Origin of the sequence: Ensifer sp. Root127 (assembly GCF_001425225.1) — a bacterium.
GTDB classification, from domain to species: domain Bacteria; phylum Pseudomonadota; class Alphaproteobacteria; order Rhizobiales; family Rhizobiaceae; genus Ensifer; species Ensifer canadensis.
The window spans coordinates 1,048,541-1,063,617 of sequence record NZ_LMDX01000001.1 but is presented as its reverse complement, the minus strand read 5'-3'; the positions used below and the strand labels follow the sequence as shown (position 1 = coordinate 1,063,617).

Annotated in this window: 14 protein-coding genes; 11 read left to right on the top strand and 3 right to left on the bottom strand. The window is 61.7% G+C overall.

Going from position 1 to position 15,077, the window contains the following annotated elements; translation table 11 throughout:
• Positions 1-4 precede the first annotated feature (4 nt).
• The 10 genes from ASD03_RS04990 to trmB all read left to right on the top strand — a co-directional run bounded on the left by ASD03_RS04990 (position 5) and on the right by trmB (position 10,256).
• Complete coding sequence (locus ASD03_RS04990) at positions 5-502, top strand: N-acetyltransferase (protein WP_025425705.1); 498 nt, start codon at positions 5-7, stop codon at positions 500-502.
• Between the two features lie 93 nt (positions 503-595).
• Positions 596-1,387 (top strand): lysophospholipid acyltransferase family protein, encoded by a 792-nt coding sequence (locus ASD03_RS04985; RefSeq protein WP_025425706.1) that lies wholly within the window; start codon positions 596-598, stop codon positions 1,385-1,387.
• Positions 1,388-1,459: 72 nt separating this feature from the next.
• Positions 1,460-2,857 carry a tRNA (N6-isopentenyl adenosine(37)-C2)-methylthiotransferase MiaB gene (miaB, locus tag ASD03_RS04980; RefSeq protein WP_025425707.1) on the top strand — a complete coding sequence of 466 codons (1,398 nt, stop codon included), beginning with the start codon at positions 1,460-1,462 and terminating at the stop codon, positions 2,855-2,857.
• Positions 2,858-2,883: 26 nt separating this feature from the next.
• Positions 2,884-3,939 (top strand): PhoH family protein, encoded by a 1,056-nt coding sequence (locus ASD03_RS04975; protein ID WP_025425708.1) that lies wholly within the window; start codon positions 2,884-2,886, stop codon positions 3,937-3,939.
• Between the two features lie 18 nt (positions 3,940-3,957).
• On the top strand, positions 3,958-4,464 hold the full coding sequence (gene ybeY / locus ASD03_RS04970; protein WP_025425709.1) for an rRNA maturation RNase YbeY: 507 nt from the start codon (positions 3,958-3,960) through the stop codon (positions 4,462-4,464).
• Between the two features lie 12 nt (positions 4,465-4,476).
• Complete coding sequence (locus tag ASD03_RS04965) at positions 4,477-5,643, top strand: hemolysin family protein (RefSeq protein WP_025425710.1); 1,167 nt, start codon at positions 4,477-4,479, stop codon at positions 5,641-5,643.
• A 219-nt stretch (positions 5,644-5,862) separates the two neighbouring features.
• A complete protein-coding gene (gene lnt / locus ASD03_RS04960) occupies positions 5,863-7,458 on the top strand; it encodes an apolipoprotein N-acyltransferase (RefSeq protein ID WP_025425711.1) in 1,596 nt (531 codons plus the stop codon).
• Positions 7,459-7,605: 147 nt separating this feature from the next.
• Positions 7,606-8,022 carry a helix-turn-helix transcriptional regulator gene (locus tag ASD03_RS04955; protein WP_025425712.1) on the top strand — a complete coding sequence of 139 codons (417 nt, stop codon included), beginning with the start codon at positions 7,606-7,608 and terminating at the stop codon, positions 8,020-8,022.
• Positions 8,023-8,219: 197 nt separating this feature from the next.
• Entirely contained in the window at positions 8,220-9,458 is a 1,239-nt protein-coding gene (gene metK, locus ASD03_RS04950) for a methionine adenosyltransferase (protein ID WP_025425713.1), read from the top strand.
• A 99-nt stretch (positions 9,459-9,557) separates the two neighbouring features.
• The gene (trmB, locus tag ASD03_RS04945) at positions 9,558-10,256 is read left to right on the top strand and encodes a tRNA (guanosine(46)-N7)-methyltransferase TrmB (protein ID WP_025425714.1); all 699 of its coding nucleotides are present in this window, start codon (positions 9,558-9,560) and stop codon (positions 10,254-10,256) included.
• Between the two features lie 120 nt (positions 10,257-10,376).
• On the opposite strand, the gene ASD03_RS04940 is transcribed toward trmB, so the two are convergent.
• Both ASD03_RS04940 and ASD03_RS04935 read right to left on the bottom strand, forming a co-directional pair.
• Positions 10,377-10,634 carry a DUF1150 family protein gene (locus ASD03_RS04940; RefSeq protein WP_025425715.1) on the bottom strand — a complete coding sequence of 86 codons (258 nt, stop codon included), beginning with the start codon at positions 10,632-10,634 and terminating at the stop codon, positions 10,377-10,379.
• A gap of 47 nt (positions 10,635-10,681) precedes the next feature.
• Positions 10,682-11,113, bottom strand: coding sequence for an Hsp20 family protein (locus ASD03_RS04935; protein WP_025425716.1), 432 nt, complete (start codon positions 11,111-11,113; stop codon positions 10,682-10,684).
• 158 nt (positions 11,114-11,271) lie between these two features.
• Here ASD03_RS04935 and ASD03_RS04930 point away from each other — a divergent pair, with 158 nt between their 5' ends.
• Positions 11,272-12,216, top strand: a complete 945-nt coding sequence (locus ASD03_RS04930) for a nucleoside hydrolase (protein ID WP_051509148.1) — start codon at positions 11,272-11,274, stop codon at positions 12,214-12,216.
• Positions 12,217-12,290: 74 nt separating this feature from the next.
• Here ASD03_RS04930 and ASD03_RS04925 read toward each other — a convergent pair whose 3' ends face one another.
• A complete protein-coding gene (locus tag ASD03_RS04925; RefSeq protein WP_057212509.1) occupies positions 12,291-14,702 on the bottom strand; it encodes a methyl-accepting chemotaxis protein in 2,412 nt (803 codons plus the stop codon).
• Positions 14,703-15,077 lie beyond the last annotated feature (375 nt).

Here is a 15,077-nt window from a genome sequence, read left to right as displayed (position 1 = left end):
ACAGATGAACTTCACCGATTACTTCACGCGCCGTGCCGAATTCGACATCTTCCCGCTGGAAGAGCCGGATCTCATCGCCGCCGCCGGCCTGCATCGCCAGCGCTTCGCGGCGCCTTGGAGCGATGGCGAAATCCACGCCTTGCTGGTCCAGGACACGGTGTTCGGCTTTGTCGCTCGCCAGACCAACGGCTCGCTCCGGCCTGCCTTCGGCGGCTTCGTTCTGTCGCGTGCGGTGGCCGGCGAGGCCGAAATCCTGACCATCGGCGTCGATCCGCGCTATGCCCGTTCCGGCCTCGGCTGGCGGCTGATGCAGGCGGCGATGCGCGAAGCTTCGGTCAAGGGATCGGACACGCTGTTCCTCGAAGTGGACGAGACCAATCAGGCCGCGATCGGGCTTTACCGTAAGCTCGGCTTCCTCAAGGTCGGCGAACGCCGCGCCTATTACCAGGACAAGACAGGACAGCGCACCGCTGCGCTTGTCATGCGGCTCGATCTTCGCTAGTGCGAACCGGATTGGTTCGGCACGCCCCGGATGAACCGGGGCTTCGCGCAACCATGCGGAGTGGCGCGTGAACGGCGCAGGAAATCCTTTTCGATGATCAATTGGCTGCGGATCATTTTGTTCGCGCTGGTGCTGGCGTTGGCCTCGCTCGTGCTGATGCCGATCCAGATCGTCTGCCTTTGGCTCGATCTGAAGCCGCGCCGCCTGTTGCCGCGCTACTGGCACCGCATGGCCTGTTATCTGCTCGGCATCAAGGTGCGCGTCCATGGCATGCCCGAACGCCGCCGGCCGCTGCTTCTGTGCGCCAACCACGCCTCGTGGAAAGATATCCTGGTGTTGTCTTCGGTTGCCGACGTCGTCTTCGTCGCCAAGTCCGAGGTCAAGCAATGGCCGGTCTTCGGCATTCTCGCGCGGTTGCAGGCATCGATCTTCGTCGTGCGCGAGCAAAAGCGGTCGACCGGAAAGCAGGTCAGCGAGATCGGCCAGCGGCTCGCTTGCGGCGAGATCGTCGTGCTTTTCCCGGAAGGCACGACCTCCGACGGCAACCGCCTGCTCGAAATCAAGACGTCGCTGTTCGGCGCAGCCGCTTCTGCTGTGCCGCATTCACCGACCGGCATGGTCCACGTTCAGCCGGTCGCCATATCCTATACGGGCATTCACGGAATGCCGATGGGGCGCTTCAACAGGCCGATCGCCGCCTGGCCCGGTGATACCGGCTTGGTGCCGCATCTGCTCGGTATCCTGCGCGAAGGGGCGATCGAGGTGGATGTCGATTTCGGCGAGGCCGTCGACTACGACCACCACACCAACCGCAAGGAAGTCAGCCGCGTGATCGAGCAGCGCATCCGCTCGATGCTGTCGGACCGCCTGCGCGGACGGGCCTGACGCTGGTGGCCACGTGAATGCCGGCAGGCAAAAATACTTCAATTCTGACCCGCTTTGCACTAAAGAACCGGCATGACCCAGGAAACAGCTCTTCTGACGACGCCCGCAACGGGCGACGAACGCACGCCGGCCCGCAAGGTTTTCGTCAAGACCTACGGCTGTCAGATGAATGTCTACGATTCCGACCGCATGTCGGATGCGTTGACGCGTGACGGCTATGTCTCGACGGATGTGCTTGAGGATGCCGACTTCGTCCTGCTCAACACCTGTCACATCCGCGAGAAGGCGGCAGAGAAGGTCTATTCCGAACTCGGTCGCCTGCGCGATCTGAAGAAGGCGAAGGCGCTCGAGGGCCGGGAGATGGTGATCGGCGTTGCTGGCTGCGTTGCCCAGGCCGAAGGCAACGAGATCCTGCGCCGCGCGCCGGCGGTCGACCTCGTCATCGGGCCGACCACCTATCACCGTCTGCCGGAAGCGCTGAAGCGTGCGCGCAACGGCGAGCGCGTCGTCCAGACCGACTACGCCGTCGAGGACAAGTTCGAGCATCTGCCGGCACCCGACAAGGCCAGGACCCGCGCGCGCGGCGTCACAGCGTTCCTGACGGTGCAGGAAGGCTGCGACAAGTTCTGCACTTTCTGCGTCGTTCCCTATACCCGCGGATCGGAGGTCTCCCGTCCCGTCGCCCAGATCGTCTCGGAAGCGGAAAAGCTGGTCGAAGCCGGTGTGCGCGAGATCACCTTGCTCGGCCAGAACGTCAACGCCTGGCATGGGCTCGGCCCCGACGGCCGCGAATGGGGCCTCGGCGATCTGCTGCAATGTCTTGGCGACATCGAGGGGCTGGCGCGGCTGCGTTACACCACCAGCCACCCCCGCGACATGGACGACAGCCTGATCGAGGCGCATCGATCGATGCCGAAGCTGATGCCCTATCTGCACCTGCCGGTCCAGGCAGGCTCCGACCGCATCCTCAAGGCGATGAACAGGCGGCATACGGCGGCCGAGTATCTGGCGCTGATCGCGCGCATCCGCGCGGTGCAGCCGGACCTCGCCTTGTCGGGTGATTTCATCGTCGGCTTCCCCGGCGAGACCGACGAAGACTTCGAAGCGACCATAAGGCTGGTCGAGGCCGTGGGTTATGCACAGGCATTTTCGTTCAAATATTCGACCCGTCCCGGCACGCCCGGCGCCGACCTCGAGGATCAGGTTCCGGAGGACGTAAAAGCCAAGCGTCTGGAAAGATTGCAGGCTTTGCTGATTTCGCAGCAGCGCGCCTTTGCCGAATCCTGTGTCGGACGCGAAATCGACCTGCTTTTGGAGAAGCCGGGCCGCATGCCCGGGCAACTCGTCGGCCGGTCCCCCTGGCTGCAGCCCGTGAATGTTGATGCAAAAGCATCGCAAATCGGTGACATTATCAAGGTGCGAATCATCAAGGCGGGACCGAACAGTCTGTTTGCCGAGATGATCGGGTAAGGACCAAACACAGGAGCCTGAACCGCTTGAACGGACACGAACTGATCTCTTCATCATCGCGCCAGTCGAAAACAACTGCGACAGACGCCAATCACTTCGTGCTCACATTCGAGAACAACCGGTTCGCCAGCGAACTCTTCGGGCAGTTCGATCAGAATCTGAAGCTCCTCGAGGAGCGCCTCCGGATCGAAGCGCACCCGCGCGGCAATTCCGTTGCGATCTCAGGTGATGTCGTTGCCACCAATCAGGCGCGCCGCGCACTCGATTTTCTCTATGGACGGTTGCAGAGTGGCGGATCGATCGATACGTCGGATGTGGAAGGCGCGATCCGCATGGCGGTCGCTGCCGACGACCAGCTGCAATTGCCGACCATGGAGAAAAAAGCCAAATTGACGATGGCGCAGATTTCAACGCGCAAGAAGACGATCGTCGCCCGCACGCCGACGCAGGATGCCTATATCCGCGCGCTGGAGCGTTCCGAGCTCGTCTTCGGCGTCGGTCCGGCCGGTACCGGCAAGACCTACCTCGCGGTTGCCCATGCGGCGCAGCTTCTTGAGCGTGGTGCCGTCGACCGCATCGTGCTTTCCCGTCCGGCCGTCGAAGCCGGCGAACGCCTCGGCTTTCTGCCGGGCGACATGAAGGAGAAGGTCGACCCCTATCTCAGGCCGCTCTACGATGCGCTCTATGACATGATGCCGGGCGACAAGGTGGAGCGTGCCATCACGGCAGGCGTCATCGAAATCGCACCCCTGGCCTTCATGCGCGGTCGCACGCTTGCCAATGCCGCCGTCATTCTCGACGAGGCCCAGAACACCACATCGATGCAGATGAAGATGTTCCTGACCCGTCTCGGCGAAAACGGCCGGATGATCGTGACCGGTGACCCGAGCCAGGTCGACCTGCCGCGCGGCGTCAAATCGGGTCTGGTCGAGGCCTTGCAGATCCTGCGCGGCGTCGAGGGTGTCTCGGTCGTCCGGTTCAAGGACGTCGACGTCGTGCGCCATCCGATGGTGGCACGCATCGTCCGGGCCTACGAGGCCCAGACCGCCGTGCACGATGAAAGCGAGCAGAGCGACCGCTGATCGGCGGTCGTTGCGATCATGACTGCATTGGATATCCAGATCAGCGTCGAGGAGGGCAATTGGCCCGACGAAGAGACGCTTCTCGCCTTTTCGTCGCCGGTGCTCGAGGCGGCCGCAGCCTTCCTGACTGCGGAAGAGGGCCAGCCGTTCCCGAAGATGCAGCCCGAGCTGTCGCTGGTTTTCACCGACGACGCTTCCATTCGCATGATCAATGCCGAATGGCGCAGCCAGGACAAGCCGACCAACGTGCTTTCCTTCCCGGCGTTTCCGCTGACGCCCGGCAAGATGCCGGGGCCGATGCTCGGCGACATCATCGTTGCGCGCGAAACCCTCGAGCGCGAAGCTGAGGGTCTGGAGAAGACGTTCGATGCGCATCTGACGCATCTTCTCGTGCATGGATTCCTGCATCTTTTCGGTTATGATCATATGGTAGATGATGAAGCCGAAAGAATGGAAAGCCTGGAGACTCGCATTTTGGCGCGTCTTGGCTTATCTGATCCTTACGGGGACCGATCCCCGGATTAACAGTTTGGACCAATGAGCGACTTTAAAACACAGCCCGTCGCAATGGCGACCGAGGAGGCCGATGCCTCCGGAGAGGCGGAGGCGGGCAGTAGTAGCACCGCCACTCGACAAGAGGGCACCAAATCCACATCGTCCTTCTGGAGCCGGGCCGCGCGCATTTTGCGTGGTGCCAATCCTTCGAGCCTCCGCGAGGACCTTGCCGACGCACTGCTGACGGACGCCGACAGCAACACGGCATTTTCGCCCGAAGAGCGGGCGATGCTCAACAACATCCTGCGCTTCCGCGAAGTCCGCGTCGAAGACGTGATGGTCCCGCGCGCCGATATCGAAGCCGTCGACCAGAGCATCACCATTGGCGAATTGATGGTGATCTTCGAGGAATCGGGGCGCTCGCGCATGCCGGTCTACAACGAAGGTCTGGATGATCCGCGCGGCATGATCCACATTCGCGACCTGCTCGCCTATGTGACCAAGCAGGCCCGCAACCGCCGTCGCAACGGCAAGGCTCAGACTACCGCCGCGTCGTCGTCTTCGGCTGAAAAGACACCAAGATCGCCGAAAGCGACCTTCGATCTGTCGCGTGTCGATCTCGGCAAGTCGCTGGAGGAGGTGGGCATAATCCGCCAGCTCCTGTTCGTGCCGCCGTCGATGCTTGCTTCGGACCTGATGCAGCGCATGCAGGCCGCTCGTATCCAGATGGCGCTCGTCATCGACGAATATGGCGGCACCGATGGTCTCGTTTCGCTGGAAGACATCGTCGAGATGGTCGTCGGCGACATCGAGGATGAGCATGACGACGACGAGGTCATGTTCGCCAAGACCTCGGAGGACGTCTTCGTCGCCGATGCCCGCGTCGAGCTGGAGGAGATCGCCGAAGCGATCGGTTCCGATTTCGACGTTCGCGAACAGCTTGAGGATGTCGATACGCTCGGTGGCCTGATCTTCGCGTCGCTGGGGCGGATTCCGGTGCGGGGCGAGGTGGTGCAGGCACTGCCAGGCTTTGAGTTCCAAATCCTCGACGCCGATCCTCGCCGCGTCAAGCGGGTGCGGATCATGCGCAAGCGTCCGCCGGCCCGTCGTCGCATCGTGCGATCCGAAGGCGAGTTGGCACAGGAACAGGCGCCCGCCAATCGCGGCAACGGTACCGAGCCGCAACAGGCCGCCGCCGGAGAGCAATAGGCTTTTCCCCACATTGTTTTCTCAGCGAAGCTCGGTCTCGACCTTCGCTGAGAACGGCCACCGATCCTCGATCGGTGGCGTCCCTTTTGCGCGTCAAATTCGACGCGTGGTGCTGCAAAGGGGACAAGCAGCCACTTTTTTGGAACACTGCCGGCAACTGATTCGGTTGTTCTTCCCGCGCAGCGTCGTGTTTCGCGGCCTGCGCCAACAGGAGGCTGCATGGAAAGACTGGCTGGCAGGATCATGCTTCTGTCGGGCGCCCCCCGGCTATTGCTCGCGTTTGCCGCGGGCCTCCTGGCTGTTCTGACACAGCCGCCGTTCGGCATCTTTGCGGCTGCCTTCCTCTCCTTTCCTGTTCTCGTTTGGCTGCTCGACGGCGCGACCGGCCATCCGGACGGCGGCGTAATCCGGCGGCTCTGGCCGGCAGTCTGCATCGGCTGGGCGTTCGGTTTCGGCTATTTCCTCGGCGGGCTCTGGTGGCTTGGTAACGCACTGTTGGTGGAGGCGGACAGCTTCGCCTGGGCATTGCCGCTGGCAGTCGTAGGGCTTCCGGCGTGCCTTGCCCTGTTCTACGCGCTCGCGGCCCTGATTGCCCGCATCCTCTGGTCGGATGGCGTGGGCCGGATCGCAGCACTGGCGCTGGGTTTTGGCTTGGCTGAATGGTTGCGCTCGTTCATCTTTACCGGCTTTCCCTGGAATGCGATCGGCTATGCGGCGATGCCGATGCCGTTGATGATGCAGTCGGCAAGTGTCCTGAACCTCGCAACCATCAACATGCTGGCGGTTTTCGTCTTTGCGGCGCCGGCCCTTATCGCGACCGGCAAGGGCAGCCGTATTGGTCTCAGCCTTGCTGTGGCGCTTTTCGCGGCCCATACCGGCTTCGGCTTTTATCGGCTTGCGCTGCCGGCGCCCGGCGGACCGGATCAGCCGCTTGCCGTTCGCCTCGTTCAGCCGGTGATCGATCAGGCAAAGAAACTCGATGATAGCGAGCGCGGCGCCATCTTCGAGGAGCATTTGGCTTTGACCACGGCACCAGCCGAAGGTGAAACCAAGAAGCCCGATATCGTCGTCTGGCCGGAAACCTCGATCCCGTTCATCCTCACCGACAGTCCCGATGCGCTTGCGCGCATTGCCGAAGTGCTCGATGACGGGCAGATCCTCATTGCCGGCGCGGTGCGAGCGGAAGATGCCGGCGCCGGCCTGCCGCCGCGCTATTACAACTCGATCTACGTCATCGACGAACGCGGGCAGATCATGAGTGCTGCCGACAAGGTGCACCTCGTTCCCTTTGGTGAATATCTGCCGTTCGAGGACATGCTCTCGTCCTGGGGCCTAAGCTCGGTCGCGGCCGCCCTGCCGGGTGGTTTCTCGGCCGCCAAGACCCGGTCGCTACTGACCTTGCCCGGCGGGCGCACGTTCTACCCGCTCATCTGTTATGAGGCGATTTTCCCCGACGAGATCGGCACTGATGCGCGCGGCGCCGACGCGCTGCTCAACATCACCAATGATGCCTGGTTCGGCGACACGCCGGGCCCCCGTCAGCACTTCCATCAGGCGCAGTTGCGTGCAGTGGAAACGGGATTACCCCTTATCCGTGCAGCCAATAATGGTATATCAGCGATTGTTGATGCACGTGGGGTTTTAGTGGTAGGATTGGCCTACAATTATAGGGGAGTGATCGACACAATTCTGCCGGGAAGGCTTCCTACGCCCACGAATGAGGTCATTCGTAGCCGCATTTTCGGGTTGTGCGCAATCTTCCTCCTGCTGGTTGCAGCCTTCTCGCGTGTTAGTTTTAATATTAGGAAGAATTGACCTAAAACCCCTAAAATTGCATAGTGGACCGGACCATCGGTTTCTGCTGTGGCGACTCGTTTGTCTTCACCGTTGCGGTTGCAGCGGTGTGCGGTGTCCCCACGCCAGTCCGTGGATGATCGAAACAGCGTGTTTAGGAACGCAGATATGATGGAAAATAAAAAGAAGCCGAACCCGATCGACATTCACGTCGGTAGCCGGATTCGCCTTCGCCGCACGATGCTTGGCATGAGCCAGGAAAAACTGGGCGAAAGCCTGGGGATCACCTTTCAGCAGATCCAGAAGTACGAAAAAGGCACGAACCGCGTTGGTGCCAGCCGGTTGCAGAACATTTCCAGCATCCTGAACGTCCCCGTTTCCTTCTTCTTCGAAGACGCTCCCGGTGAAAACACCAGCGCTTCCGGCTTGGCCGAAGCCTCCAGCTCGAACTACGTTGTCGACTTCCTCTCTTCCTCGGAAGGCCTTCAGCTCAATCGCGCGTTCGTCAAGATCAACGATCCCAAGGTGCGTCGCAAGCTTGTCGACCTCGTCAAGGCTCTGGCTGCGGAAGCAGAAAGCGAATAGTCCCGAAACCCATCGGGATTGGAAAACAAAGCGGCCATTTGTGCCGCTTTTTTCTTGTCCGCCGTTTCCCTCTGATATCGGAAGTGATTGGCTCCGATGTCGATATAAAGATATATTTATGTCGTTGTTCGCTTGTTTTTCGGTCGCAAAACCACTAACACGATGCCAGCGCTTATCTTCTTGAGGGGAATTCCCGCATGCGTGCAAACTACCTGTTCACGAGTGAATCCGTAGCCGAAGGCCACCCGGACAAAGTATGTGACCGTATCTCCGACGAGATCGTCGATCTGGTCTACCGCGAAGCTGCCAAGACCGGTGTCGATCCCTGGGGCGTACGCATTGCCTGCGAAACGCTGGCAACGACGAACCGCGTTGTGATCGCCGGCGAAGTCCGCCTGCCGCCGAGCCTTCTGAAGAAGGACAAGAACGGCAACGACGTCATCAACCCCTCGAAGTTCAAGTCTGCCGCACGTAAGGCGATCCGCGACATCGGCTACGAGCAGGACGGCTTCCACTGGAAAACGGCCAAGATCGACGTGCTCCTGCACTTCCAGTCCGCACACATTGCCCAGGGCGTCGACAGCGCGTCCGACAAGCAGGGTGAAGAGGGTGCTGGCGACCAGGGCATCATGTTCGGTTACGCCTGCCGCGAGACCTCGGAACTGATGCCGGCGCCGCTCTATTATTCGCACCGCATCCTGCATCTGCTCGCAGCCGCCCGCAAGAAGGGCGACGGCGAAGTCGCCAAGCTCGGCCCGGATGCCAAGAGCCAGGTCACCGTTCGCTACATCGACGGCAAGCCGGCGGAAGTCGTCTCGATCGTTCTGTCCACCCAGCATCTCGATGAGAGCTGGGATTCGACCAAGGTTCGTGCGGTCGTCGAACCCTATATCCGCGAAGCGCTTGACGATCTGAAGATCGCCAGCGATTGCACCTGGTACATCAACCCGACCGGAAAGTTCGTCATCGGCGGCCCGGATGGGGATGCCGGCCTGACGGGTCGCAAAATCATCGTCGATACCTATGGCGGCGCAGCTCCGCATGGCGGCGGCGCCTTCTCGGGCAAGGACACGACCAAGGTCGACCGTTCGGCTGCCTATGCAGCCCGCTACCTCGCCAAGAACGTCGTTGCTGCCGGCCTCTCCGATCGTTGCACGATCCAACTTTCCTACGCCATCGGCGTTGCCCAGCCGCTCTCGGTCTATGTCGACCTGCACGGCACTGGCAAGGTCTCCGAGGACCAGGTGGAAAGCGCGATCCGCAAGACGATGGACTTGTCGCCGACCGGCATTCGCCGTCATCTCGACCTCAACAAGCCGATCTACGCCAAGACCGCTGCCTATGGCCACTTTGGTCGCAAGGCCGGCCGTGACGGCTCGTTCTCCTGGGAGAAGCTTGATCTGGTCAAGCCGCTCAAGGAAGCCATCGGGGCTTGACGCTTCGACATTTGCCGGACACAGAACGTCCGGCCGCTAAAGATAAAGGCGGATGCCCCCGAAAGGGGTGTCCGCCTTGCTCGTTGAAGGAAGATTGTCATGACTGAACCGCGCCGCAGCCGCGCCACGGAAGCCTTCTTCGGACGCCGCAAGGGCAAGCCCTTGCGCGAGCGCCAGGCGGCACATCTCGAAACCATTCTACCGAAGCTGAAGCTCGATCTCGGCACTGCCGCGCCGCAGGACATGAAGTCGCTCTTTCCCGAGCCGGTCGATCGCGTCCGTATGGAAATTGGTTTTGGCGGCGGCGAGCATCTGATCCACCGCGCGGCCGAGACCCCCTCGACCGGTTTCATCGGCGTCGAACCCTTCGTCAATTCGATGGCGAAGCTGATCGGGCAGATCGAGGAGAAGGGTGTCTCCAACATTCGTCTCTACAATGACGACGCCACGCAGGTGCTCGATTGGATGCCGGACGCCTGCGTCGACCAGGTTGACCTGCTCTATCCTGACCCCTGGCCGAAGCGCAAGCATTGGAAGCGTCGTTTCGTCTCCAGCGTCAATCTCGACCGCTTCGCACGGGTGCTGAAGCCCGGCGGCCTCTTCTGCTTCGCATCCGATATCGACACCTACGTCAACTGGACGCTGCTGCATTGCCGCGACCATGCCGCCTTCGAATGGACGGCCGAACAGGCATCGGATTGGTTGACGCCGTTTGAGGGCTGGCCGAGCACGCGCTACGAGGCCAAGGCGCGCAGGGAAGGGCGGAGTTCCGCCTATCTTACCTTCCGTCGCGTTTAAGCGGCGGTCTACGCACAGCATATTAAGGACACTCGAAGCGTTGCAGCAGCTTCTGTTGCGCGCCAGATTTGACGCGCAGCGCCTTGACGTTCCAGCGGCGAGCTTCGCCGCAGCTGACGATCAATGCAGGCTGACGGTCTTCAGATCGTCTTCTGCAGCCTTGTAGAAGGTGCTGGAGCGGTTGTCGGTCAAAAGGATCGGCGTGCCGTCCGCACCGAACAGGGCCCACAGATCGATGCCCGGTCCCATTTCAGGCGCTTCCGGGAAGCAGCGGGAAACCTCTTCCGAACGCATCTTTCTGATATAGCCGACTTCGCCCTCTCCCAGATGTGCGAGGTCGTTTTTTGACAATGACGAGGTGATGGCTTTCAGTCCCATGGTGGTACTCCGTGGTCGCCGGCCAGGGGAAAATCCCGCCGGTTATCCTACTCTGGGACTGAAATGTTAATTTTCTTTACCATACGCACCGGTTCCGGACGAACGAGATCGACCGAGAGCAGGCCGTTGCGCAATTCCGCGCCAAGCACCTTCATGCCGTCGGCAAGCACGAATGTGCGTTGGAACTGCCGGGCGGCAATGCCGCGGTGCAGGTAATCGCGATCGCCGGTGTCGATCTGACGGCCGCGAATGACGAGCTGGTTTTCCTCGGTCGTGACGTCGAGATCTTCTTCGGAAAAGCCGGCGACGGCGAGCGTGATGCGCAATCGCTCTGGCGCATCGACCGAATCGTCGCCGCGGATGCGCTCGATATTGTAGGGCGGGTAGCCGTCATTTCCCTTGGCGATACGCTCAAGGGTCTTTTCCATTGTGTCGAAACCCAGCAGGAGTGGGCTCGTGAAAGGCGTAATTCTGCTCATTCCCAAGTCCTTGTAAGATCAAGCGACCATTCTGCGGACCTGCCAAGCAGCATCCCCTTCCAATATGGTAGCTGTGCGCAATGAGCGCAAGCCGCTTGCCTCCGGCGTGCACGCAAATCATAGTCCGCAGCGCGAGAATCCGAAGGAGGAACACAAGCGTGCCTGTGCCGAGAAAAATAATCATAGACACTGATCCCGGGCAGGACGATGCCGCCGCCATCATGCTCGCTTTCGGCAGTCCGGAAGAAATCGATATCCTGGGGATCACGACGGTCGCCGGCAACGTTCCTCTGGCCATGACCGCGCGCAATGCCCGCATCATCTGCGAACTGTGCGACAGGACCAAAGTCAAGGTCTTCGCCGGCGCCGACCGGCCGATCGCCCGTCCGCTCGTCACTGCCGAGCATGTGCACGGCAAGACCGGTCTCGACGGACCTGTTCTCGACGAGCCGAAGATGGCGCTTCAGGCCCAGCATGGCGTCGACTTCATCATCGACACGTTGCGCGCTGAAGCACCTGGCACGGTCACGCTCTGCACGCTCGGTCCGCTGACCAACGTCGCGCTTGCCCTTCAGAAGGCGCCGGACATTGCACCGCGGGTGCGCGAACTGGTGATGATGGGCGGCGGCTTCTTTGAGGGTGGCAACATCACGCCGGCGGCCGAATTCAACATCTATGTCGATCCGGAAGCGGCCGACATCGTCTTCCGTTCGGGTATTCCGATCGTGATGATGCCGCTCGACGTCACCCACCGGGTGCTGACGCACAAGGCGCGCGTGGCGAAGATCCGTGAGATCGGCAGCGCACCGGCGATCGCCATGGCGGAAATGCTGGAATTCTTCGAGCGGTTCGACATCGAAAAGTACGGCACCGACGGCGGCCCGCTGCATGATCCGACCGTCATCGCCTACCTCCTGCGGCCGGAGCTTTTCACCGGTCGTGACTGCAATGTCGAGATCGAAGTTCAGTCGCCGCTGACATCAGGCATGACCGTGGTCGACTGGTGGCAGGTCACGGGCCGCACGCACAATGCCAAGGTCATGCGTCATATCGACGATCAGGGTTTCTTCGACCTGTTGACAGAGCGGCTGGCGCGCATCTGATCGCCGCGAGCCAAAACCACAAAAGAAAACGCCGCCCCGAGAGGCGCCGTTTTTTTGCTTTATCGATTACTGGATCAGAACTCTTCCCAATTGTCCTGTGCCAACGCGTTGGCGCCGGACGTCTGTGTCAGGACGCGTTGGGTCGATGGCGTATAGCCGGCGCGCGCGGCACTCGGTGCCGGACGGGTGTCGCGGGCATAGGGAGGAGCCGGTGCGGGTGCCGGGCGTTCGGCCGAGCGCATGCGCTCGGCCGTACCGCGCAACATCTCCGTCGAGTTCGGCTGGGCTGCCGTCGTTCCCGAGCGCTGAGCGACGCGGAAGCGGGCGACCAGCGTGCTCAGCGAGCGTGCTTCCTCGTTGAGCGCCATGCCGGCGGCAGTGGTTTCTTCGACCATCGCGGCGTTCTGCTGGGTCACCTGGTCCATCTGGTTGACGGCCGAGTTGATCTCCTTGAGGCCGACGGCCTGTTCGGAAGCCGAACTCGAGATCTGGCGGATGAGGCCGTTGATCTGCACCACCTGTTCGGCGATCTTTTCGAGCGCGCCGCCGGCGCGACCGACGAGGTCGACGCCTTCGCGCACCTGGCCCGCCGAGGTGTTGATCAGCGTCTTGATCTCCTTGGCAGCGTTTGCCGAGCGTTGGGCAAGCTCGCGGACTTCCTGGGCGACGACGGCGAAGCCCTTGCCGGCGTCACCGGCGCGCGCGGCTTCGACGCCGGCGTTGAGCGCCAGCAGGTTGGTCTGGAAGGCGATCTCGTCGATGACGCCGATGATGCGGCTGACCTCGTGCGACGACTGCTCGATGCCCTTCATCGCGGCAATCGCCTTCTGCACCACTTCGCCGGACTGTCCGGCATCGCTGCTGGCCACGTCCACCGACTTGGCGGCGACCTTGGCGTTCTCGGCGCTGGCGTTGACCTGCGAGGTCAGCTCGTCGAGAGCTGCCGCCGTCTCTTCCAGGCTTGCCGCCTGCTGTTCGGTGCGGTGCGACAGATCGTTGGCGGCGCTGCTGATCTCGCTGGTGCCGTTGCCGATGTTGACGATGGAGTGGTTGACGGTGCGGATCGTCTCTTCGAGGCTGTCCATTGTCGCGTTGAAGTCGCGCTTCAGCTGGGCATATTCACCGGGGAATTCGTCGGTGATGCGGAAGGCGAGATCGCCGGAGGAGAGGTGCGAAAGACCCTTGCCGAGGCGGGCGACGATGTCGCGCTGGAGGGCGCTGGATTCGGCCCGCTCGGTCTCGGAACGGCTACGCTCGTGTTCCGCCTGCTCGCGCTCGTGGCGGGCTTCGCCTTCGAGCCGCTTGGTGTCGGCCAGCTGGTGGCGGAAGCCTTCGAGCGCCTTTGCCACCTGGCCCGTCTCGTCGGAGCGGTCCTGGCCGGTGATCGAATTGCCGTAGTCGCCGTTGCTGAGGTTGCGGACGTCCCTGACGAGGCCTGCAAGCGGCTGCTGGACAAAACCACGGACTGCGAAGTAAAGGCCGAGCAGCACCGCGCCGAGAACGACCAGGCCCCCGATGATCATCATGTAGGTCTGGTCGCGGACCGGCGCGTTGATCGCCGTGCGCGGCACGTCGACGAGCACGATCCAGCTGGTGTTCACACCCGAAACGGCGAAGGGGTAGACAACGCGGTCGAAGGGCTCGTTGCCGTCGTAGGACAGGTTCTTGACGACGCCCGAAGTTCCCGAAGCCAGTGCCTTCTTGACGACCTCGTTGCCTTCGCCGTCATAATCCTTGAGCAAAAGCTCCGGGATCGGCGCGACCAGCCACTTGCCGGTCTGGGACAGCAGGTAGACGCGGCCGGTTTCGAACGGCTTCAGCTTGGAGAGGCCGTCCGCCAGCGAAGCGAGCGAGATGTCGACGCCAGAAACGCCGATCAGCTTGCCGTTGGACGTGACCGGATAGGCGATCGAGCTCATCGCAGTCGGGACATCGGTGTCCTGCGCGGTATAGGGCGGGGTGATTGCGCCCTTGCCGCTCTTTGCCGCAAGGCTGTACCATTCCGCCGCGTAGTCCGCGCGGAAGGTCGAGAACTGGATCTCGTTTTCGCGGTTTTTCGACCAGTAGGGCGCAAAGATGCCTTCCTCGTTGGCACCCAGCTCCTTGTTGTTGGCCACGTCCTCCTTGCGGCCGTCAAAGGCCTTGGGCTCTTCGGCAAACCAGCTGCCGAAGGCGAATGGGTTCTGTTCGAGATTGGCCCTGAGGATGTTGATTACACCGGCGCGTTCCATCGATTTTTCCGCGTGGCTGCGGCCAAGGATGCCGGCCATCGAGCGCGAAGCGCTTGCCAGTTCGCCGATGCCGCCGGCGATATCAGAAGCGATGGCTTTCGCTTCGCCGGTTGCCTGGTCGAGCACCAGCGTTTCGACGCGCTCCTGTGTCTGGGAGATGAGAACGAAGTTCGAGGCGAGCAACACGAGCGCGATCGTGCCGCCTGTCACCGCGATCAGCTTGGTCGCCAGCGATTTGGCTTGGAACTTGAACATGAAATCCTCACGTGCTGGGAGGTCCGCAGGAGACAACCTGCGGCGAACGCATTTCACAATGTGGGTGAAACTCCATCATGGAGCGCCAGATGCCGACCGGCATTAAGGAGGCTGCCCATTCCTTGGGGAACCGGCTTTCTCATGGTCTTGAATAGCCGAGCAAATCTTAAGATTGGGCCAACGCAACGGCCAATTCATGCGCCGCTCATGGAGAATTTCCGCGCAAAGTTTTACCTCCGCGACAAAGACTGTCCGGATTGCGCAAAGGCTGTCGAAGAGTGATTTTCAGGGTCGTTGCCCGCTGAAAGGGCGCTTTCGGCACAGCAGGAACGGAAAGCCTCGCCGTTCAAACCAGGTCGCGCGACGGGCGTCAAA

Excerpts from the sequence above, each read along its gene's own strand:
- ASD03_RS04990 (WP_025425705.1), top strand. The coding sequence starts at position 5 with ATGAACTTCACCGATTACTTCACGCGCCGTGCCGAATTCGACATCTTC.
- ASD03_RS04985 (WP_025425706.1), top strand. The coding sequence starts at position 596 with ATGATCAATTGGCTGCGGATCATTTTGTTCGCGCTGGTGCTGGCGTTG.
- miaB (WP_025425707.1), top strand. The coding sequence starts at position 1,460 with ATGACCCAGGAAACAGCTCTTCTGACGACGCCCGCAACGGGCGACGAA.
- ybeY (WP_025425709.1), top strand. The coding sequence starts at position 3,958 with ATGACTGCATTGGATATCCAGATCAGCGTCGAGGAGGGCAATTGGCCC.
- ASD03_RS04965 (WP_025425710.1), top strand. The coding sequence starts at position 4,477 with ATGAGCGACTTTAAAACACAGCCCGTCGCAATGGCGACCGAGGAGGCC.
- lnt (WP_025425711.1), top strand. The coding sequence starts at position 5,863 with ATGGAAAGACTGGCTGGCAGGATCATGCTTCTGTCGGGCGCCCCCCGG.
- ASD03_RS04955 (WP_025425712.1), top strand. The coding sequence starts at position 7,606 with ATGATGGAAAATAAAAAGAAGCCGAACCCGATCGACATTCACGTCGGT.
- metK (WP_025425713.1), top strand. The coding sequence starts at position 8,220 with ATGCGTGCAAACTACCTGTTCACGAGTGAATCCGTAGCCGAAGGCCAC.
- trmB (WP_025425714.1), top strand. The coding sequence starts at position 9,558 with ATGACTGAACCGCGCCGCAGCCGCGCCACGGAAGCCTTCTTCGGACGC.
- ASD03_RS04940 (WP_025425715.1), bottom strand. The coding sequence starts at position 10,634 with ATGGGACTGAAAGCCATCACCTCGTCATTGTCAAAAAACGACCTCGCA.
- ASD03_RS04935 (WP_025425716.1), bottom strand. The coding sequence starts at position 11,113 with ATGAGCAGAATTACGCCTTTCACGAGCCCACTCCTGCTGGGTTTCGAC.
- ASD03_RS04925 (WP_057212509.1), bottom strand. The coding sequence starts at position 14,702 with ATGTTCAAGTTCCAAGCCAAATCGCTGGCGACCAAGCTGATCGCGGTG.